The sequence below is a fragment of the Vibrio sp. N418 genome (assembly GCF_000222565.1).
GTDB classification, from domain to species: Bacteria; Pseudomonadota; Gammaproteobacteria; order Enterobacterales; family Vibrionaceae; genus Vibrio; species Vibrio scophthalmi.
In genome coordinates this window covers 31,994-51,774 of the sequence record NZ_AFWD01000006.1, presented here as the reverse complement: position 1 = coordinate 51,774, position 19,781 = coordinate 31,994, and the positions used below count along the sequence as shown (strand labels likewise).

Here is a 19,781-nt window from a genome sequence, read left to right as displayed (position 1 = left end):
CATGGCTCAAAGCAAGGTACTTATCGTAGAAGATGACGAAGGTTTACGCGAAGCACTCGTTGACACCTTAGCGCTTGCTGGCTACGAATGGCTTGAAGCGGACAGTGCGGAAGACGCATTAGTGAAGCTTAAATCGAATGCCGTGGACATTGTTGTGTCTGATGTTCAAATGGCAGGCATGGGCGGTCTTGCGCTGCTACGCAACATCAAGCAACACTGGCCTAATTTACCGGTATTGCTGATGACGGCATACGCCAATATTGAAGATGCCGTTTCAGCGATGAAAGATGGCGCTATCGATTACATGGCAAAGCCTTTTGCACCAGAAGTTCTGTTGAATATGGTCAGTCGTTATGCCCCCGTCAAATCAGATGATAACGGTGATGCAGTCGTCGCTGATGAGAAAAGTTTGAAGCTACTGGCATTGGCTGACAAAGTCGCTCGTACTGATGCCAACGTCATGGTGCTTGGCCCGAGTGGTTCAGGTAAAGAAGTGATGTCGCGCTACATCCACAATGCTTCATTACGCAAAAATGGCCCATTTGTGGCGATCAACTGCGCCGCGATCCCAGACAATATGCTCGAAGCGACGCTGTTTGGTTACGAGAAAGGTGCCTTTACTGGTGCTGTGCAGGCGTGTCCAGGTAAATTTGAACAAGCGCAAGGCGGTACGATTTTGCTGGATGAAATCAGCGAAATGGATCTTAGCCTACAAGCCAAGTTATTGCGCGTATTGCAAGAACGCGAAGTGGAACGCTTAGGTGGCCGTAAGAGCATTAAACTGGATGTGCGTGTTTTGGCAACCAGTAACCGAGATCTTAAACAGTACGTTCAAGAAGGGAACTTCCGTGAAGACTTGTATTACCGTCTTAACGTTTTCCCAATTGCGTGGCCTGCCTTGTGTGAACGAAAAGGTGATATTGAGCCCCTAGCGCGCCATCTTGTGGAACGTCACTGCCAGAAGTTGGGTATGCCAGTTCCAAGTTTGAGCGAGCAGGCATTGACTAAACTGCTCTCATACCCTTGGCCGGGTAATGTGCGTGAATTGGATAACGTGGTGCAACGCGCCTTGATCCTGAGTGAAAATAACCACATTGGTGGTGAACATATTTTGCTGGAAGGATTGGATTGGCAAGATGCTACCAGTTTGCAGCAAGTGGTGGAAAATGGCTCAGTGGCGATGCCAACCATCAAACCGGTTGCAGAAGTGGACGCTTTCAAAGGTTTATCGACGCCAACGGGGTTGGGTAATGAACTAAGAGACCAGGAATACACCATTATTCTTGAAACTTTGGTTGAGTGCGCTGGACGCCGCAAAGAAATGGCCGACAAGTTAGGCATCAGCCCCCGCACTTTGCGCTACAAGCTCGCAAAAATGCGTGATGCAGGGATTGATATTCCAAACTAACGTGCTATTTTCGTAGGCTTAATAGTGCGTGGCATACTCTTTGCAGCGTCAGTAATACAACGAAGTTGCTTGTCAAAGAATTGACATTAGAGGTAATGATGAGAATTGATGGATTTAACAGCGAAATGCAGGCCATGATGTTGGATGCGGCAAACGCCAAACCGGCAATGACTGGTCAGGCCGTTGGAGCAGATTTTAAAGATCTGCTGACGAATGCCATCAATAACGTCAATAGTCTTTCTAAAACATCCGGCGATCTGCAAACTCGCTTTGATCGCGGTGATGAAAATGTCTCGTTATCTGATGTGATGATCGCTCGAAATAAATCGAGCGTTGCCTTTGAAGCCACTATCCAAGTACGCAATAAACTGGTTGAAGCGTATAAAGAATTAATGAACATGCCAGTGTAATTTAGGTAGCACCCGTGTCTGATCGAAACCAATCAACAGATTTGGCTTTGTCTGAGTCAGCGTCTGACAATGCGATGATTGCGCATGGTGGCGTAGATGGCTCAAGCCAAAACCCGGATCTTGATGAAAAAAGCAGTTCTAAATTTGATTTAGCCGTCGGCGATCTTGACCTTATGCGTCAAGTCGTACTCGTGCTGTCTATTTCTATCTGTGTTGCCTTAATTGTGATGCTGTTTTTCTGGGTGAAAGAGCCGGAACTACGTCCACTTGGCGCCTATGAAACTGAAGAACTGATCCCTGTTCTTGATTATCTCGATTCGCAAAAACAAGATTATACGCTGGAAGGTAACACCGTTATGGTGCCTGTCAGTGAATACAGCGGCCTTAAACTTAACCTCGCACGTGCTGGTTTAAACCAAGCAACTGATGAGGGTGATGACATCTTGCTACAAGATATGGGTTTTGGTGTATCACAACGTTTGGAGTTGGAACGCTTAAAGCTCAGTCGTGAGCGCCAATTGTCAAAAGCGATTGAAGAGATGAAGCAAGTGCGTAAAGCGCGCGTGTTGTTGGCGTTGCCAAAGCAGAGTGTCTTTGTACGTCATAATCAAGAAGCCTCGGCCTCGGTGTTCTTGAATCTCAAATCTGGCAATAACCTCAAACAAGAAGAAGTCGACTCGATCGTTGATATGGTATCCAGTGCTGTTCCTGGCATGAAACCCAATCGCATTACGGTTACCGATCAACATGGTCGCCTGCTAAGTTCAGGCTCACAAGATGAAGCCTCAATGGCTCGCCGTAAAGAGCACGAACTTGAGCGTAAACAAGAATCGGCACTGCGAGAAAAAATCGATTCAGTCTTGATCCCTATTTTAGGTTTTGGCAACTATACCGCGCAGGTGGATATCGAACTCGATTTTAGCGCAGTTGAACAAACCCGTAAGAGCTTTGATCCTAATACGCCGTCGACCCGCAGCGAATATACTCTGGAAGATTACAACAACGGCAGCATGGTTGCTGGTGTTCCTGGTGCATTGAGCAACCAACCGCCTGCTGATGCCTCTATTCCACAAGATGTGGCGCAGATGAAAGATGGCAGTGTGTTAGGCCAAGGCTCAGTACACAAAGAAGCGACACGTAACTTTGAATTGGATACCACGATCAGTCACGAGCGTCGTCAAACTGGAGTTGTGAATAGACAAACGGTGGCGGTAGCGATCAAAAATCGCCCGATAGTGAATCCAGAAACAGGCACCACCACTTATCAACCATTGTCAGAGTCTGAGCTTAACTCGATTCGCCAAGTTTTGATTGGTGCGGTTGGCTTTAGCCAAAATCGTGGCGACTTACTTAATGTTTTGAGCATGCAATTTGCTGAGCCTGAAATGGAAAGCATTGTTGATGCGCCAATTTGGGAACATCCAAACTTTAACGATTGGGTTCGTTGGTTTGCCAGCGCGCTGGTGGTGGTGATTGTTGTCTTAGTGCTGGTTCGTCCGGCAATGAAGAAATTGCTTAACCCTGCTGCTGAAGAAGATGATCAACTGTACGGACCGGATGGCATGCCAATCGGTATTGACGGTGAAACCAGCCTAATTGGTGGTGATCTAGATGGTGGAGAATTGTTTGAGTTTGGCTCTAGCATTGATTTGCCGAACTTGCACAAAGATGAAGACGTATTGAAAGCGGTGCGAGCTCTGGTCGCAAACGAACCAGAGTTGGCTGCGCAAGTAGTGAAGAACTGGATGAAAGATGGCTAACGAAATCGTACCGCAGGACCAAGGTGGGGATATTGCTGAAAACACTATCGACATCTCAACCATTCCTGGTGAAGAGCGAGCAGCAATTTTATTGCTCAGCCTAAATGAAGAAGATGCCGCAGGCATTATTCGTCACCTTGAACCGAAGCAAGTGCAACGCGTGGGTAGTGCGATGGCGCGTGCGGCGGATCTGAGCCAAGATAAAGTTGGTGCGGTGCACCGTGCGTTCTTGGAAGATATCCAGAAGTACACCAACATTGGTATGGGCAGCGAAGACTTTATGCGCAACACCTTGATTGCGGCATTGGGTCAAGATAAAGCCAATAACCTTGTTGACCAAATTTTGTTGGGCACCGGTTCTAAAGGCCTCGATTCATTGAAATGGATGGATCCACGTCAAGTGGCGAGCATCATTATCAATGAGCACCCGCAGATTCAAACCATTGTCTTATCGTACCTCGATCCCGATCAGTCTGCGGAAATCTTGTCGCAGTTTGCAGAACGTGACCGTTTAGACTTGATGATGCGTATTGCTAACCTTGAAGAAGTTCAACCATCGGCACTAGCGGAATTGAACGAAATCATGGAGAAACAGTTTGCTGGTCAAGCGGGCGCTCAAGCAGCCAAGATTGGCGGCCTGAAGGCGGCGGCAGAGATCATGAACTACATGGACAACAACGTCGAAGGCGTCTTGATGGAGCAAATCCGCGACCAAGACGAAGATATGGCAACGCAAATCCAAGATTTGATGTTTGTGTTCGAAAACCTTATCGAAGTCGACGATCAAGGTATTCAGAAATTGCTGCGTGACGTACCGCAAGATGTTCTGCAAAGAGCGCTTAAAGGTGCCGATGATGGTCTACGTGATAAGATCTTCAAGAACATGTCTAAGCGTGCCGCTGAGATGATGCGTGATGATCTCGAAGCGATGCCTCCGATTAAAGTCTCTGACGTTGAATCCGCACAGAAAGAAGTGCTGGCGATTGCTCGTCGTATGGCTGATGCCGGTGAGCTTATGCTGTCTGGCGGCGCGGACGAATTCCTCTAATTATTTGCTGTTACAGGTAAACGAACATGTCTGGTGAGAGAAAACGTGGCTTTTTACGCCTCGATGACGATCAACAAGTAGAGAAACCGCAGAAATGGGGTTTGCCTGACTACACCTCTGAAAATCGCTCGCAAGCACGCGAAACCGCGATGAATTACGATCCGGGTTGGATGCCAAGCTTTAGTGAGCCTGAAGTTGATGTTCCTGCTGAATTGACCGATGAAGAGATCGAACTGATTAAGCAACAGGCGTATCAGGAAGGGTTACATCAAGGCCAAGAAGCGGGCTTTAAACAAGGTTACGATAAAGGCAAAGAGCAAGGGCTGGAAGAAGGTCATCAAGAAGGTCTTGAGTCGGGTAAAATCGAAGGTGTCGCGGCAGGTCAAGAATTTATTCAACAGCAAGTTCAAACGTTCGTGAATCTTGCCAACCAATTTGCTCAGCCACTCGAGTTAATGAACGCTCAAGTTGAGAAACAACTGGTTGATATGGTGCTGACTTTGGTGAAAGAAGTGGTGCATGTTGAAGTGCAAACTAACCCACAAGTGGTTCTTGATACCATCAAGCAATCGGTTGAAGCGCTGCCTGTCTCTGGCCATGCCATTACATTAAAACTGCATCCTGATGATGTGGAAATCATTCGTTCTTCTTATGGTGAAGAAAGCCTTGAATTCAGAAATTGGACGTTATTGGCTGAACCGGCTTTGAATCGTGGCGATGTGCAGATTGAAGCGGGCGATTCTAGCGTCAATTATCGTATGGAAGAGCGAATTCGTAGCGTGTTACAAAGCTTTTGTGGCTCTAATCGCCATCAAGGCGGCGAATAGTGCTGCAGCTGGCTGATCGACTCTCACAATACAAAACCAAAGGGTTGACCTGTCGCCCTGTTGCGTCAGGAAAGCTCGTGCGCGTAGTGGGTTTGACATTGGAAGCCACGGGCTGCCGAGCGCCAATTGGCAGTTTGTGTAAAGTGGAAACCATGCACGGCGAAATGGAAGCTGAGGTGGTGGGCTTTTCCGGTGAAAACCTCTTTTTGATGCCAAGTGAGCAAATTACAGGCGTCATGCCGGGGGCGAAAGTGACGCCCTTGACCAGCGAAACCGGGCTTCCGGTTGGAATGGAATTGCTTGGCCGGGTGATTGACGGTGTCGGTAACCCACTTGATGGTCTTGGCCCTATTTATACCGATAAACGCGCTTCATTTAATGCAGAGCCCATCAACCCGCTATCACGCAAACCGATTACCGAACCTCTCGATGTAGGCTTAAAAGCGATCAACGGTTTATTGACGGTCGGTAAAGGGCAACGTATAGGCCTATTTGCCGGTTCGGGTGTAGGTAAATCAGTGACGCTAGGCATGATGACTCGCGGCACGACAGCACAAGTGGTCGTGGTGGGTTTGATTGGTGAACGTGGCCGTGAAGTAAAAGAATTTATCGAAGAGATTTTAGGTGTCGACGGCAGGCAACGTTCCGTCGTTGTCGCCGCGCCCGCTGACTCATCACCACTGATGCGTCTTAAAGGGTGTCAAACCGCCCTCACCATTGCCGAGTACTTCCGCGACCAAGGCTTAGATGTATTATTGTTAATGGACTCTCTAACGCGTTTTGCTCAAGCTCAGCGTGAAATTGCCTTGTCGGTTGGCGAACCTCCGGCGACCAAAGGTTATCCACCATCGGTGTTTGCTAAGCTACCTGCTTTGGTGGAACGTGCCGGCAACGGCAGTCCAGAGCAAGGTTCTATTACCGCCTTTTTTACCGTCTTAACCGAAGGTGATGACCTACAAGATCCCATTGCCGATGCATCCCGCGCTATCTTGGATGGTCACGTAGTGTTATCACGTGAAATGGCGGATGCGGGCCACTACCCAGCGATTGATGTTGAGAAATCCGTCAGTCGGGTTATGCCGCAAATTACCACTGATGAGCATGTGCTGATGTCAAAAGCGGTGCGTCAGGTATTATCGATTTGCCGTAAGAACCAAGATTTGGTTTCTATTGGTGCTTATAAGCCAGGGACCGACCAAGCGATCGACGCGGCCTTTACCTTAAAACCAAAACTAGATGCCTTCTTGCAGCAAAGCATGAAAGAGAGTGTCCCTTACGATATGTGCGTCAACATGCTTGGCCGCTTATTAAAAGGAGAGTAATAGATGGATAACGCACTCGAGTTTCTGGTTGAGCAAGTCAAAGAACGCGAAAACCAAGCGGTGTTAGCGCTGAACCAAGCACGCAGTGAACTACATGGTTATTATCAACAGCTCGAACAAATCGAAAAGTATCGTCTCGATTACTGCCAGCAGTTGATTGATCGTGGTAAACAAGGCTTAACCGCCAGCCAATATACTCACTTGAACCGCTTTTTAACCACGCTCGACAATACCTTGTCAAAGCAGAAACAGGCTGAATCTCATTTCAAAGATCAAGTCGATAACTGCGAAGCGCATTGGTTAGAGTGTCGTAAACAACGTCGTTCTTATGAATGGATGATTGAGAAAAAGCAGAAAGAGAAGCAGCGGCTAGAAAACATCCGTGAGCAAAAGCAAATGGATGAGTTTTCGACCCTGCAATACTCTCGCCGTACGCTCTAAATCGACGATGCCATTTCTATAGAGAGCTCCCGTCAAACATACTCGTTCACTACTCAGTTAGCTCAGTAGTTGGCGCGTATCTTGCTTGTTTAATCACAATTATATTGATGGCTATTACCGGCCATTAAGTGACTATCTATGCTTGTCAGCGTTTGTGCTTGGCAAGTCATGGCAGTCATTAGTGATTGTTATATGCGTGCGCGTTAGCCGAGAGTGAGTCTGCGAATAATGAATGTGAATTTATCCCCATCAACTGAAGTCACCAAAGCCACTAAAGGCGTTGTCGATGGCCAAGCCACAACGACGGAATCCAGTGAAGACGAAGGTTTTTTTGCTAAGTTGACGGCATTTATTAAGGGTGAATCTAAAGCGGATACAACTAAAGCAGATGTAGCCAAAGGTGAGGCCGAGGCAAAAGTGAATGCTGAAGTCGCAGCGGATGCTGAGGTTGAAGCGGCGTCTGTGACCACAGAGCAAGGCGACGAAGTCATGATGCTGGATGATGCCAGCTCAGAGCAAGCGCTACTCGATGGTGACGCTCTCGGTACTGGCGAACAACAAAAGGCACAAAAAAGCGCGACGGATGATGGCGAGCACAACGCGACCTCAATTCCACCACAATTGGAAAAGTTCATCGAAAAACCAAGCTCTGATTTAGCGCAGGTTGAACAGGCTTTGGCGGAAAACCAACAGTTTTTAGGCCGATTAGACCAATCAGTAAAATCGCTACAAGCAAAAGACGGCAAGCCTTTGCCACCACAAGAAGCGACAGCGCTAGAAGCTGACGTTGAGCTCATTGACGGGCAAGCAACCTTGATGACAGAAGCTCAAGCTCCGATAGCGGGTCAATCTGCCAATGTCACTGAGGATGATCTCACCAAGATTGATTCACAAAATTTGAGTGAACAACAACAAGCAGAGCTCGCTGCGTTAGTAGGCCAAACCGCTTCTCAAGCGCAAGCTGAAATTCAAGACCCAGCGACAGTAGACTCGGTGGGTAACTCGGTGATCGCTCAAGACAGCGAAGGAAAAGAAAAAATTGAAGGCGCTGCAATTGCCTGGAATAGTCAAGTGAGCAGCCAAACTAGTAGCGGCGATACGGCAAAATTAGGCAAAGAAGAGGTTGTTCTAAAAGGTAATGCGCAGTCTGCGGCAATTTTGCAGCAAGCGCAGAACCAGTCGCAACATTCAGCTCAGACACCAGCACAGACATCAGCGGCTCAAGCAAGTAATGCGGCAGCTGCGAGCAATGGTGCTATCAATGCGGCGGTATTAACCCCGACAGCGCCGATAGATGCTTCTGCTGCGCAACAGTTGCAAACTGTAACTGCACCGGTTAATAGCGCTGCGCAGGCTGAACAAATCATGCAAGCGGCGATGGGCTTAAAAGGTACCGCAGTGGCGGGTAAACTCGCGTCGTCAGCCGATGGTCAAGCCCCCGCAGGCATTGAAACAGCACTTGCACAGCAGTTGGGGCAAACGGCTGGCGCTCAGGGGTTAAACAATCAAATTCGCCCAGAGCAAGTTGCTCAACAACCGCCAATGCCACTTAATCGCGAGATGGCGAGTGAGCAAGTGGCAGAGCGGGTGCAAATGATGCTATCGAAGAATTTGAAAAACATTGATATTCGCCTCGACCCGCCAGAGTTGGGCCGAATGCAAATCCGCATGAATATGAATGGTGATGGAACCAATGTGCATTTTACGGTGGCGAACTCGCAAGCCCGTGACATTGTTGAACAAGCGATGCCGCGTCTACGTGAAATGTTGGCTCAGCAGGGCTTGCAATTGGGCGATACCTCCGTGCAACAGCAAGCTTCAGGGCAGCAGCAAAATGGCTATGCAGCAGCAAATGAAGGTGGATTTGGTCAAGGTAGCAGCGATCAGCATGCAACAAGTGAAGAAAACCTTGAACCAGACGTCAAACTTGATTTGAATGTGGCGACAAAGCGTGATGGAATCAGTTATTACGCTTAGACTAGGCGTTAGAGTATTAACGAATTGAATAGTTAGAGAAAGTTAAACTATGGCAGCAGAAGAAGTTGAAAACGGCGCTCCTAAGAGTAAAAGCAAACTCATTATCATCATTGTCGCAGTGGTGGTGCTATTACTTGGTGGTGGCGGTGCCGCATTTTTCTTGATGGGCTCAGACGATGCCGCTTCATCACAGCAAGCAGCGCAACAGACCGCGGCCGCTGCGGAAGCGCCAGTTTCCTATGTTAATATTGCTCAGCCATTTCTATTCAATGTGACCGGCGATAAAAAAGATCGTCTGGTACAAATTAACGTTCAGTTAATGGTGCGTGGTTTTGAGAATGAAAATTTGGCACGTTACCATTCGCCGTTGATTGAAAGTTCGCTGCTTGGCACGTTTGCATCAGCAACGGTAGAGCAGCTACGTAACGCCAATGGGCGCGTCGAGTTGCGCCAAAAAGCAACCGATGATATTAAAGCGAGTTTGACTCGCGCAGTAGGCCAACCCGTGATTGAACGCGTGTTGTTCACTGACTTTGTTATTCAGTAGGAATTAGTGTGACCGATCTATTAAGCCAAGACGAAATTGATGCGCTATTGCATGGCGTCGATGATGTCGATGACGTCGAAGATGATGTCGTCGCTGACAGTGATGCGGTAGACTTCGATTTCTCTTCCCAAGACCGCATTGTCCGCGGTCGAATGCCGACGCTTGAATTGATCAACGAGCGTTTTGCTCGTCATATGCGTATCAGTCTGTTCAATATGTTGCGAAAAACCGCTGAGGTTTCGATCAACGGTGTCCAGATGATGAAGTTTGGCGAATACCAAAACACCTTATACGTACCAACCAGTTTGAACATGGTGCGTTTTAGACCTTTAAAAGGCACCTCGCTCATCACTATGGAAGCGCGTTTGGTGTTTATTTTGGTTGAAAACTTTTTTGGTGGCGATGGTCGTTTCCATGCGCGTATCGAAGGGCGTGAATTTACTCCTACCGAGCGTCGTATTATCCAGCTCCTGCTAAAAATTGTATTCGAAGATTATAAAGAAGCTTGGTCGCCAGTCATGGGGGTTGAGTTTGAATACCTCGATTCAGAAGTGAACCCGAGCATGGCAAACATCGTGAGCCCGACAGAAGTGATTGTGGTGAGTTCATTCCATATTGAAGTGGATGGCGGCGGCGGTGACTTCCATATGGTGATGCCATATTCCATGGTTGAGCCGATTCGTGAATTGCTCGATGCCGGTGTTCAGTCGGATAAAATGGAGACCGACGTCCGTTGGAGTAGTGCTCTGCGTGAAGAGATCATGGATGTTCCGGTGAATTTCCGTGTCGACTTACTTGAAAAAGATATTTCATTGCGTGATTTGATGGAGCTACAACCGGGTGACATTATCCCCGTTGATATGCCTGAAAACGCGGTGATGTTTGTAGAAGAATTGCCAACCTATCGAGTTAAGATGGGCCGCTCCGGTGAGAAAATGGCGATTCAAATTTCAGAAAAAATCCGACGCCCTGATGTGGTGAAAACTGATATCGCGTTCCTTGGAAAAGACGTTATTTCCGACTTGGAACGTGATGATGGCGAGATTGAAGATTAAGACGATTAAATAGGTATTTAGGTATGGAACCAAGTGACGACCAAAGACTAGCCGACGAATGGGCGGCGGCATTAGGTGAGGATCCAAGCGCTCCCGATATTGATGTTGATGAAGTGATGTCTGCACAGTTTGATGAACTGCAAGATACTTCATCGCCAATTTCTGATGATGAACGTCGTAAACTCGATACCATTTTGGATATCCCTGTTACCATTTCGATGGAAGTAGGCCGTTCGCAAATCAGTATTCGTAACTTATTGCAATTAAACCAAGGCTCAGTGGTTGAGCTAGAGCGTTTAGCGGGTGAATCACTGGATGTTTTGGTCAACGGCACACTGATTGCTCATGGTGAAGTGGTTGTGGTGAACGATAAATTTGGTATTCGATTGACCGATGTGATCAGCCAAACTGAGCGTATTAAGAAGCTAAGGTAATGTATGAAGCCTAATTTATATTGGCTATTACTGCTTTCTCCAACGGCTTTTGGTGCGCCAGTCGCACCTTCTAGCCAATTTGACTGGGCGACCACCTTTGGGTCGCTCTTGTTCGTTATAGCCCTAATCCTTTTGTTGGCATGGATGTTAAAGCGCATGCGAGTGCCCACCATGACCAATCAAAAAGGCCTCAATGTGGTACGCCAAGTTGCGGTCGGGACACGTGAACGGATCATTATTGTCCAGGCTGGAGAAGAGCAGTTTTTGGTTGGCGTGACTCCGCAATCAATACAACTGATTTCTAAGCTGGAAAAACCTTTGTCTCAGGAGGAGCTGGCGAGCAGTCCGTTTGCAAATCAACTGACTCAGCTACTGAAAAAGAATGATAAAAAATAATCACTTGTCGTCATTTATCTTGGCGTTTGTCTTGGCTATTTTTTCAAGTTTCTCTGTTGCATCGGAAGAGCTTGATACCCCAATTAACAGCAAGGTTGCCAGTAATTCGGTGACTGTGTCTGCCATGGAACAAGAACAAGGCGCAGCACGAACGTTATCAACCAATATGATCGCAGGTTCCGGTGGCGGAGGCATTCCAGCCTTTACTGTGACCACCAATGCCAATGGCGGCGAAGATTATTCGGTTAACTTACAAATCTTAGCGTTAATGACCATGTTGGGCTTTTTGCCGGCAATGGTTATTTTGATGACCTCATTTACCCGAATTGTGGTAGTGATGTCGATCTTGCGCCAAGCGATGGGTCTACAACAAACGCCGTCGAACCAAGTGATCATCGGTATCGCCATTTTCTTGACCTTTTTTATCATGTCACCGGTGTTAAATAAGATTAACGAAACCGCCGTACAGCCTTATATCAATGAGCAAGTGACCGCTCGTCAAGCCTTCGATCTTGCCCAAGAGCCAATGAGAGATTTCATGCTCAAACAGACGCGAGTCAAAGATCTGGAAACCTTTGTTAATATTTCTGGTTCAACGGCGACAGCGCCTGAAGAGGTATCGATGGCGGTATTGATCCCAGCGTTCATCACCTCTGAATTGAAAACCGCTTTCCAAATTGGCTTTATGCTGTTTTTGCCCTTCTTGATTATCGACTTAGTGGTGGCATCAGTACTAATGGCAATGGGTATGATGATGCTCTCGCCAATGATTGTGTCGCTACCGTTTAAACTGATGCTGTTTGTGCTGGTGGATGGGTGGAACTTAATCCTCTCAACCTTAGCCGGCAGTTTTGCCTTGTGACGGGAGAAAATTATGACTCCTGAGATGTTTGTTGAGCTGTTTCGCGATGCTTTGTGGATGGTACTGATCATGGTGTGTGCCATCGTTATTCCCAGCTTGCTTGTTGGTCTTGTGGTTGCAATATTTCAAGCCGCCACCTCGATCAACGAACAAACACTAAGCTTCTTGCCTCGTTTGGTGATCACCTTGTTGGCCTTGATGTTTTTTGCCCACATGATGACTCAGATGATGACGGAATATTTCTACTCGATCATTGAACGCTTGCCGCAAGTGCTCTATTAGGATTTGAGATGGAATACCCCGCGAGTATCGTTCTAGATTGGATTGCTAACTACTTTTGGCCCTATACCCGTATTGCTGCCATGCTGATGGTCATGACGGTTACAGGCGCACGCTTTGTGCCAACGCGTGTAAGGCTCTATCTGGGGTTAGCGATTACTTTCGCGGTGATGCCTTCGGTTCCTAAAGTACCTGAGGCGATTGAGTTGCTCTCATTTGAAGGTTTTGTGGTCACCTTTGAGCAAATTGTCATTGGGGTTGCGATGGGCACCGTAACTCAGTTTATGATCCAGATCTTTGTTATCTTGGGTCAAATATTGGGTATGCAGTCAAGCTTGGGCTTTGCATCCATGGTCGATCCTGCCAATGGTCAAAATACGCCACTCCTTGGCCAACTCTTTATGTTTCTCGCAACCATGTTCTTTCTGGCTACCGATGGGCACTTAAAGATGTTGATGTTGGTGGTGATGAGTTTCAAATCTCTCCCTATTGGTGTTGGAGCATTAACGGCAGTTGATTTTCGTGAGCTTGCTACTTGGCTTGGCACCATGTTTAAACTGGCCTTGAGTATGTCACTCTCAGGGATTATTGCGCTGCTGACAATTAACTTATCGTTTGGTGTAATGACGCGTGCCGCACCGCAGCTGAACATCTTTGCTCTCGGTTTTACCTTCGCTCTGATCGTTGGTTTGCTGTTGTGTTGGTACATTATCGGTGGTCTATTTACTCACTATGAGTTGATTTGGCTGCAAGGCGAGCAGCAGATCTGTCGCTTTATTCGCTTATCTTGTTAATCATGGTCTTAGGAGACTGAATTGGCAGAATCAGACGGTCAAGAACGTACCGAAGACGCCACGCCCAAGCGCTTGCAACAGGCCCGAGAAAAAGGGCAGGTTGCAAGGTCAAAAGAGTTGGCGTCAGTTTCAGTATTAGTTATCGGTTCGGTCGCCCTGATGTGGTTTGGCGAGGGATTGGCGCGCGCATTGTTTAATGTGATGGGGCGTTTATTCAACCTCTCGCGCGAAGAGATATTCGATCTCGATAAGCTGTTTGATATCGTCTTAGGCTCGATGGGCGGTTTGTTGTTTCCACTGCTTTTGATCTTGTTTGTCTTGTTCATCGCCGCCTTAGTGGGCGCGGCGGGTATCGGTGGGGTGAGCTTTTCTGTTGAAGCTGCAATGCCGAAAGCGTCGAAAATGAACCCGCTTAGTGGCCTTAAACGAATGGTGGGCATGCAAAGTTGGGTTGAGTTGATTAAGTCAATTTTGAAAGTTTCGCTGGTTTCCGGCATGGCGTTTTATCTGATTGATGCCGCGAAAGAAGATTTATTCCAATTGAGCTTGGATGTTTACCCGCAAAACATTTTCCACGCCCTCGATATCCTACTTAACTTTATTTTGCTGATCAGTTGTTCACTGCTGATTGTAGTGGCGATCGATATACCGTTTCAGATTTGGCAACACGCCAATCAACTGAAAATGACCAAGCAAGAAATTAAGGACGAATACAAGGAAACCGAAGGTAAGCCGGAAGTGAAAGGTCGCATTCGGATGTTGCAACGTGAAGCGGCGCAACGTCGTATGATGGCTGATGTTCCCCAGGCAGATGTTATCGTTACCAACCCTGAGCACTTTTCTGTTGCGCTACGTTATGATCAAAAAAATGACCGTGCTCCAATAGTGGTGGCAAAAGGGGTTGATCACATGGCGATGAAAATCCGTGAGGTTGCTCGTGAGCATAATATTTACATTATTCCCGCACCGCCTTTAGCTCGCGCCCTCTACCATTCAACCGAGCTAGAGCAAGAGATCCCCGATGGTCTATTTACCGCAGTGGCACAAATTCTGGCGTATGTTTTCCAATTGAAGCAATACCGAAAACGTGGCGGGCAGAGACCGAACTTAAAAACCTCAGAGTTACCGATCCCATCGGAACTGCGTAAATAGCTTAAGAAGCGAGAAATATAGAAGCGAGAATCTAGAGCGCTGCGCTTGAGAACCGAGAGGGTTGCAGGAGCGTAGTCGGGAATCTTTTACGTGAACTAACCGCCGTCGCCTCTCGCTTCTCGAATCTAGAAGCGAAGCGCTCCATAGAGCGTAGCTCAATCCCGACTCTCGACTTCTCTATTTTTCCGGAATTGACAGCAACACCAATAACGCACCATCGCCACCAAACTCCAATGGGGCTTGGTGAAAGGCCATTACGTCTGGGTGTTGAGCCAGCCATAAAGGGGCTTTCTGCTTAAGTATGTGCTTACCAATGCCGTGTTGAACACAGGCACAGTGCACATTATTTTTTACGCAGTAGGCCAGCATGGCGCCTAACTCGCGTTTGGCTTCTACTTGTGTCATCCCATGCATATCTAAGAAAACGTCAGGAACATACACTCCGCGGCGTAATCTTTTTACCTCATAAGTTGAGACATCATCACGCGCATAGCGAGTTGGTCCCTCTTCATTTAGGCGAGGAACAAACTCGTCAGAGAAGTAAAACTCCGCATCACTGCCTTCTCGAGCAGTTCGCTTGATTTCTTTTTGCTTAGTATTCTTTTTTGGTTGCTGGACTATGGTATCCTGTGGCAACTTTTTTACGCCTTGTACTGCATCCCTAAATAGGGCGAAATCGTCATCAGCGTTGGTGTCTTTTTGGCTCATAGGTATAAAATTATGGTTAACACAACAGGGTTAATTTCATTAAGCAGTATTGTAGCGCTTTTCGGAGGCAAGTTTGGATAAGATTTTTGTAGAAGAAGCGGTATCAGAATTACACACGCTTCAAGATATGGTCCGTTGGACAGTGAGCCGCTTTAATGCCGCGAACATTTTTTATGGCCACGGTACCGACAATGCATGGGATGAAGCGGTTCAGCTTATCTTGCCAACCCTTTACCTGCCAATCGATGTGCCTCCACACGTGTTGAACTCACGCTTGACTACAAGCGAGCGAATGAGAATTGTTGAGCGCGTGGTTAAGCGTATTAATGAACGTACGCCAACGGCTTACCTTACCAATAAAGCTTGGTTCTGTGGTCTTGAATTTTTTGTTGATGAGCGTGTTCTTGTACCGCGTTCGCCAATTGGTGAATTGATTCAAGCTGAATTCCAGCCTTGGTTAATTGAAGAGCCAACACGCATTATGGATCTTTGTACCGGCAGTGGTTGCATTGCGATTGCTTGTGCGAATGCATTCCCTGATGCAGAAGTTGATGCGATTGATATCTCAACGGATGCTCTGCAAGTAGCAGAACTTAACGTTCAAGATCATGGTCTAGAGCAACAAGTTTTCCCTATCCGTTCCGATCTATTCCGCGATTTACCAAAAGAGAAATACAACGTAATTGTCTCAAACCCACCTTATGTGGATGCAGAAGACATGAATAGTTTGCCACAAGAGTTTACTCACGAGCCAGAGCTGGGCTTAGCAGCGGGTACTGATGGCCTAAAACTGGTACGTCGTATCTTAGCTAACGCACCAGATTACTTAACCGAGAAAGGTTTCTTGATCTGTGAAGTGGGTAACTCAATGGTTCACATGATGGAGCAGTACCCACATATTCCATTTACTTGGTTAGAGTTTGAAAACGGCGGTCACGGTGTATTCTTACTGACTCGCGATCAAATGCTTGAGCATGCTGATGAGTTTTCTATCTATAAAGATTAATTTTCAGCATTAAGAGTGATTTTTAAACGCCATGTACGGCTTAGTGCATGGCGTTTTTTTTATTTGTGTCGCGGATTTTGTTCTCTTTTAGGGGTTTACATCAATGGATAATCAAGCGACTATGAATCTACCAACATCAGGAAGAAACGCTGTGAGCAGGTCATTCACAGCCTAAAAGTTGAGGACGCAATGGCAGGAAATAGTATCGGACAACATTTCCGAGTAACAACATTCGGAGAAAGTCACGGTATCGCATTAGGATGTATCGTAGACGGTTGCCCTCCGGGGTTAGAAATTTCAGAAGAGATGATTCAAGTTGATCTTGATCGTCGCCGTCCAGGCACATCGCGTTACACCACCGCACGACGCGAACCGGATCAAGTTAAAATTCTCTCAGGTGTCTTTGAAGGTAAAACCACGGGTACTTCTATTGGCCTGCTAATTGAGAACACCGATCAGCGTTCAAAAGATTATTCAGACATTCAAGATAAATTTCGTCCGGGTCATGCTGACTATACTTACCATCAAAAATATGGCATTCGTGACTATCGTGGTGGCGGCCGTTCGTCAGCGCGTGAAACGGCGATGCGTGTTGCTGCTGGTGCAATTGCTAAACAGTACTTAAAGCAAGAGTTTGGCGTTGAAGTACGAGCATACCTATCACAAATGGGCGATGTGGCGATTGACACGGTTGATTGGAACGAAATTGAAAACAACCCATTCTTTAGCCCAGATGCAGCGAAAGTGGATGCGTTTGACCAACTGATCCGTGATTTGAAAAAGCAAGGTGATTCGGTTGGTGCTAAAATCCAAGTCGTCGCCACCAATGTTCCGGTCGGATTAGGTGAGCCAGTGTTCGACCGTCTTGATGCTGATATCGCCCACGCACTGATGAGTATCAATGCGGTGAAAGGGGTTGAAATCGGCGATGGTTTTGATGTGGTTAAGCAGAAAGGCAGTGAGCATCGTGATGCGTTGTCACCGCAAGGCTTCGACAGCAACCATGCGGGCGGCATCTTAGGTGGAATTTCGACTGGGCAAGATATTGTTGCCAATATCGCGTTAAAGCCTACCTCGAGCATTACGGTTCCGGGCAAAACGATTGATAAGCATGGTGAACCGACCGAGTTGATCACCAAAGGCCGTCATGATCCATGTGTTGGGATCCGCGCCGTGCCGATTGCTGAATCTATGTTGGCGATTGTGGTGATGGATCACTTGTTACGTCATCGTGGGCAAAACCATGGTGTTGTCACTGGTACACCAAAGATTTAATCGATTGATTAAACGCATAAACAAAAACGCCAATCATCCGATTGGCGTTTTTTTATGTTTGTCTATTAGCAACCACATTGCGACTTAGTGTATTGCCTCTTAGTGCAGTGGTTCGTCACTTTCCAAATGGAACGAAGGTAGACGCCATTTGAAGCGAACGGCGGCCATACGCAGCAGATAACCGACAATCAGTGTCGCGATGGTTGCGGTAACGTCATCAATGCCAAATTCCAATAACGCAAGGTAAAGCCCTGACGCTACCAATGAAACCGATGCGTAAAGCTCTTCATGCAGTACTAGTGGTGTTTGACGACAGATCAGATCACGCAGTAGACCACCAAATACCCCCGTCACCAGTGCCGCAACCATACAGATGCCAGGATGCAGACCCATACCCATCGCAACCTTGGTGCCGATAATGCTAAACACAATCAAACCTAGCGCATCAAGACGGATAAACAAGCCTTTGAATTTGATTACCCATTTAGCCAAACCAGTTGTAAGTACGCCAGCAATACAAGTAATCGCAAGGTATTCTGGGTTTTTTACCCAGCCTAGTGGGTAGTGACCAAGTAGAATGTCACGTACCGTGCCGCCGCCAATGGCTGTTGCACTGGCAACAAGCATAACGCCAAACCAATCCATTTTTCGGCGACCAGCACTGAGAGCTCCAGTCATGGCTTCGGCAGTGATACCAATGATGTACAACACACTTAACAGCATAGCGATTACTCAAATAACGAAAACAAAGCAGTAGGGCGGATAGAAAAGCCCTATCTTATAAATGAAGGCGAAAGTGTAGTGGTTATGGCGCTAAAAAACGAATGAGTTTTTGTGGTTACGAAAACGTTTATCAGATAATTATTTCTAATGCCAAGAGTATGACCAGTACTGTGCTAAACAGACGAAAAATGCGAGAATGCGGGCGCTTAATTTCATTTCATTAGCCAGACATTATGAATCACGATTACCAAGATTTAATTAAAATCTTTAATGACACGTTTTCCGCGAGTTTTAATACCGTATTAGAGCTGGGAGGAGACGAGCCTATTTATCTTCCAGCCGATGAGCAACATCCTCAACACCGGATCATTTTTGCGCGGGGATTCTACGCTTCCGCGTTGCATGAAATTGCCCATTGGTGTGTTGCAGGCCCAGAGCGTCGTTTACTCGAAGACTTTGGATATTGGTATGAACCCGATGGTCGTACCGCGCAAGTACAAGCTGAATTTGAAAAAGTTGAGATTCGTCCACAAGCTTACGAGTGGATTTTAGCGTTAAGTGCGGGTTTTGCGTTTAGTGTCAGTTGTGACAATCTGAATGGTGATTTTGAACCGGATCGTTTGCTGTTTATGAGCAAAGTACATGCAGAAGTAATGTCTATTCTAGATCAAGGTATTCCGCCGCGAGTTGAAATGTTGTCTGACGCGATGCGTGGCTTCTATGGCATTGCGCCTCTAAATCATACTGATTTTATTGTTAAGTAAACCGTTTATCTCTTATCGATGCTGACCAAAAAGCCGACATTATGTCGGCTTTTTGGTCAGGCTTTCGAGCGAATAGTTTCGATCTAATAGCTTCGCGCTATAGGCTTAATTAATATCCCAGTAGGTTTGCTTCTGGTTATTGTGCGTCAGCGTGTAGGTGAGCGGAGCTCGGTCTTTCTCCATAATCCAAATCACGGCAATTAATTCATCGCAATGATTGGCAACACGAAGATCAAACTCTCCTTTACCATCGACAAGGCTGGATTTGAGTAAGCACATGTTAAAATCCAACTTGGTCAAATCGCCTTTGGCTGTACCGTTATCACAAATTGAGATAAATGCTTTTTCGGTTGAAATGGCGGATATATCGACGTTGACGTCCACTTCATACACCGATTCTAGATTGTTTTCCGCGGCGATATCTAAATCCGTTACTGACAGACTTGGCGCTACAGCAGGGGCGGTACTGCCACCTGAACTTGAGCCACCGCCGCTGTCACCACCGCCATCCCCCCCCCCACAAGCAAACAATGCTGCGGTAGCGGTGAGTAAAACTAAAGATTTAAAAGAGTTAGAAAAATGATTCATAGCTT

Annotated in this window: 22 protein-coding genes; 19 read left to right on the top strand and 3 right to left on the bottom strand. The window is 46.9% G+C overall.

The genetic code is table 11. The features are described from left to right. Position 1: 1 nt before the first annotated feature. The 16 genes from RH86_RS01370 (at position 2) to flhB (ending at position 14,712) form a co-directional block, all read left to right on the top strand. Complete coding sequence (locus RH86_RS01370; RefSeq protein WP_009384510.1) at positions 2-1,408, top strand: sigma-54-dependent transcriptional regulator; 1,407 nt, start codon at positions 2-4, stop codon at positions 1,406-1,408. Positions 1,409-1,506: 98 nt separating this feature from the next. Beyond that, positions 1,507-1,818 (top strand): flagellar hook-basal body complex protein FliE, encoded by a 312-nt coding sequence (gene fliE / locus RH86_RS01365; protein WP_005598385.1) that lies wholly within the window; start codon positions 1,507-1,509, stop codon positions 1,816-1,818. Between the two features lie 74 nt (positions 1,819-1,892). Continuing rightward, positions 1,893-3,578, top strand: a complete 1,686-nt coding sequence (gene fliF / locus RH86_RS01360; RefSeq protein WP_276561064.1) for a flagellar basal-body MS-ring/collar protein FliF — start codon at positions 1,893-1,895, stop codon at positions 3,576-3,578. Further along, entirely contained in the window at positions 3,571-4,626 is a 1,056-nt protein-coding gene (fliG, locus tag RH86_RS01355) for a flagellar motor switch protein FliG (protein WP_009384508.1), read from the top strand. The genes fliF and fliG overlap by 8 nt, the downstream gene beginning before the upstream one ends. Before the next feature lie 26 nt (positions 4,627-4,652). Next, the gene (fliH, locus tag RH86_RS01350) at positions 4,653-5,453 is read left to right on the top strand and encodes a flagellar assembly protein FliH (RefSeq protein ID WP_005598380.1); all 801 of its coding nucleotides are present in this window, start codon (positions 4,653-4,655) and stop codon (positions 5,451-5,453) included. Further along, on the top strand, positions 5,453-6,775 hold the full coding sequence (fliI, locus tag RH86_RS01345) for a flagellar protein export ATPase FliI (protein WP_005598379.1): 1,323 nt from the start codon (positions 5,453-5,455) through the stop codon (positions 6,773-6,775). Before fliH ends, fliI begins: the two co-directional genes overlap by 1 nt. Positions 6,776-6,778: 3 nt before the next feature. Beyond that, a complete protein-coding gene (fliJ, locus tag RH86_RS01340; protein ID WP_005598377.1) occupies positions 6,779-7,216 on the top strand; it encodes a flagellar export protein FliJ in 438 nt (145 codons plus the stop codon). 228 nt (positions 7,217-7,444) lie between these two features. After that, positions 7,445-9,193, top strand: a complete 1,749-nt coding sequence (locus RH86_RS01335; protein WP_009384507.1) for a flagellar hook-length control protein FliK — start codon at positions 7,445-7,447, stop codon at positions 9,191-9,193. 49 nt (positions 9,194-9,242) lie between these two features. Further along, positions 9,243-9,740, top strand: a complete 498-nt coding sequence (fliL, locus tag RH86_RS01330) for a flagellar basal body-associated protein FliL (RefSeq protein ID WP_009384506.1) — start codon at positions 9,243-9,245, stop codon at positions 9,738-9,740. 8 nt (positions 9,741-9,748) lie between these two features. After that, the gene (gene fliM / locus RH86_RS01325; protein WP_009384505.1) at positions 9,749-10,795 is read left to right on the top strand and encodes a flagellar motor switch protein FliM; all 1,047 of its coding nucleotides are present in this window, start codon (positions 9,749-9,751) and stop codon (positions 10,793-10,795) included. A gap of 23 nt (positions 10,796-10,818) precedes the next feature. Continuing rightward, positions 10,819-11,229, top strand: a complete 411-nt coding sequence (gene fliN, locus RH86_RS01320) for a flagellar motor switch protein FliN (protein ID WP_009384504.1) — start codon at positions 10,819-10,821, stop codon at positions 11,227-11,229. Positions 11,230-11,232: 3 nt separating this feature from the next. Next, positions 11,233-11,625, top strand: coding sequence for a flagellar biosynthetic protein FliO (fliO, locus tag RH86_RS01315; protein WP_009384503.1), 393 nt, complete (start codon positions 11,233-11,235; stop codon positions 11,623-11,625). Continuing rightward, the gene (gene fliP / locus RH86_RS01310) at positions 11,612-12,487 is read left to right on the top strand and encodes a flagellar type III secretion system pore protein FliP (protein WP_005598366.1); all 876 of its coding nucleotides are present in this window, start codon (positions 11,612-11,614) and stop codon (positions 12,485-12,487) included. Before fliO ends, fliP begins: the two co-directional genes overlap by 14 nt. Positions 12,488-12,499: 12 nt before the next feature. After that, the gene (fliQ, locus tag RH86_RS01305) at positions 12,500-12,769 is read left to right on the top strand and encodes a flagellar biosynthesis protein FliQ (protein ID WP_005598363.1); all 270 of its coding nucleotides are present in this window, start codon (positions 12,500-12,502) and stop codon (positions 12,767-12,769) included. 8 nt (positions 12,770-12,777) lie between these two features. After that, entirely contained in the window at positions 12,778-13,560 is a 783-nt protein-coding gene (fliR, locus tag RH86_RS01300) for a flagellar biosynthetic protein FliR (RefSeq protein WP_005598361.1), read from the top strand. A 21-nt stretch (positions 13,561-13,581) separates the two neighbouring features. Next, positions 13,582-14,712 carry a flagellar biosynthesis protein FlhB gene (gene flhB / locus RH86_RS01295; protein ID WP_009384500.1) on the top strand — a complete coding sequence of 377 codons (1,131 nt, stop codon included), beginning with the start codon at positions 13,582-13,584 and terminating at the stop codon, positions 14,710-14,712. A 177-nt stretch (positions 14,713-14,889) separates the two neighbouring features. On the opposite strand, the gene smrB is transcribed toward flhB, so the two are convergent. Continuing rightward, on the bottom strand, positions 14,890-15,420 hold the full coding sequence (smrB, locus tag RH86_RS01290; protein WP_009384498.1) for an endonuclease SmrB: 531 nt from the start codon (positions 15,418-15,420) through the stop codon (positions 14,890-14,892). Positions 15,421-15,493: 73 nt separating this feature from the next. Between smrB and prmB the strand changes: the two genes are divergently transcribed. Continuing rightward, on the top strand, positions 15,494-16,426 hold the full coding sequence (prmB, locus tag RH86_RS01285; protein WP_009384496.1) for a 50S ribosomal protein L3 N(5)-glutamine methyltransferase: 933 nt from the start codon (positions 15,494-15,496) through the stop codon (positions 16,424-16,426). A 189-nt stretch (positions 16,427-16,615) separates the two neighbouring features. After that, entirely contained in the window at positions 16,616-17,701 is a 1,086-nt protein-coding gene (gene aroC, locus RH86_RS01280) for a chorismate synthase (RefSeq protein ID WP_038219056.1), read from the top strand. Between the two features lie 99 nt (positions 17,702-17,800). Here the strand turns inward: aroC and RH86_RS01275 are convergent, their stop codons facing one another. Then, positions 17,801-18,424: a trimeric intracellular cation channel family protein gene (locus RH86_RS01275; protein WP_005598353.1), complete on the bottom strand. Its 624-nt coding sequence runs from the start codon at positions 18,422-18,424 to the stop codon at positions 17,801-17,803. A 233-nt stretch (positions 18,425-18,657) separates the two neighbouring features. Between RH86_RS01275 and RH86_RS01270 the strand changes: the two genes are divergently transcribed. Further along, complete coding sequence (locus tag RH86_RS01270; RefSeq protein ID WP_009384492.1) at positions 18,658-19,188, top strand: elongation factor P hydroxylase; 531 nt, start codon at positions 18,658-18,660, stop codon at positions 19,186-19,188. Between the two features lie 105 nt (positions 19,189-19,293). Here the strand turns inward: RH86_RS01270 and RH86_RS01265 are convergent, their stop codons facing one another. After that, entirely contained in the window at positions 19,294-19,776 is a 483-nt protein-coding gene (locus RH86_RS01265; protein WP_009384490.1) for a hypothetical protein, read from the bottom strand. Between the last annotated feature and the right edge of the window lie 5 nt (positions 19,777-19,781).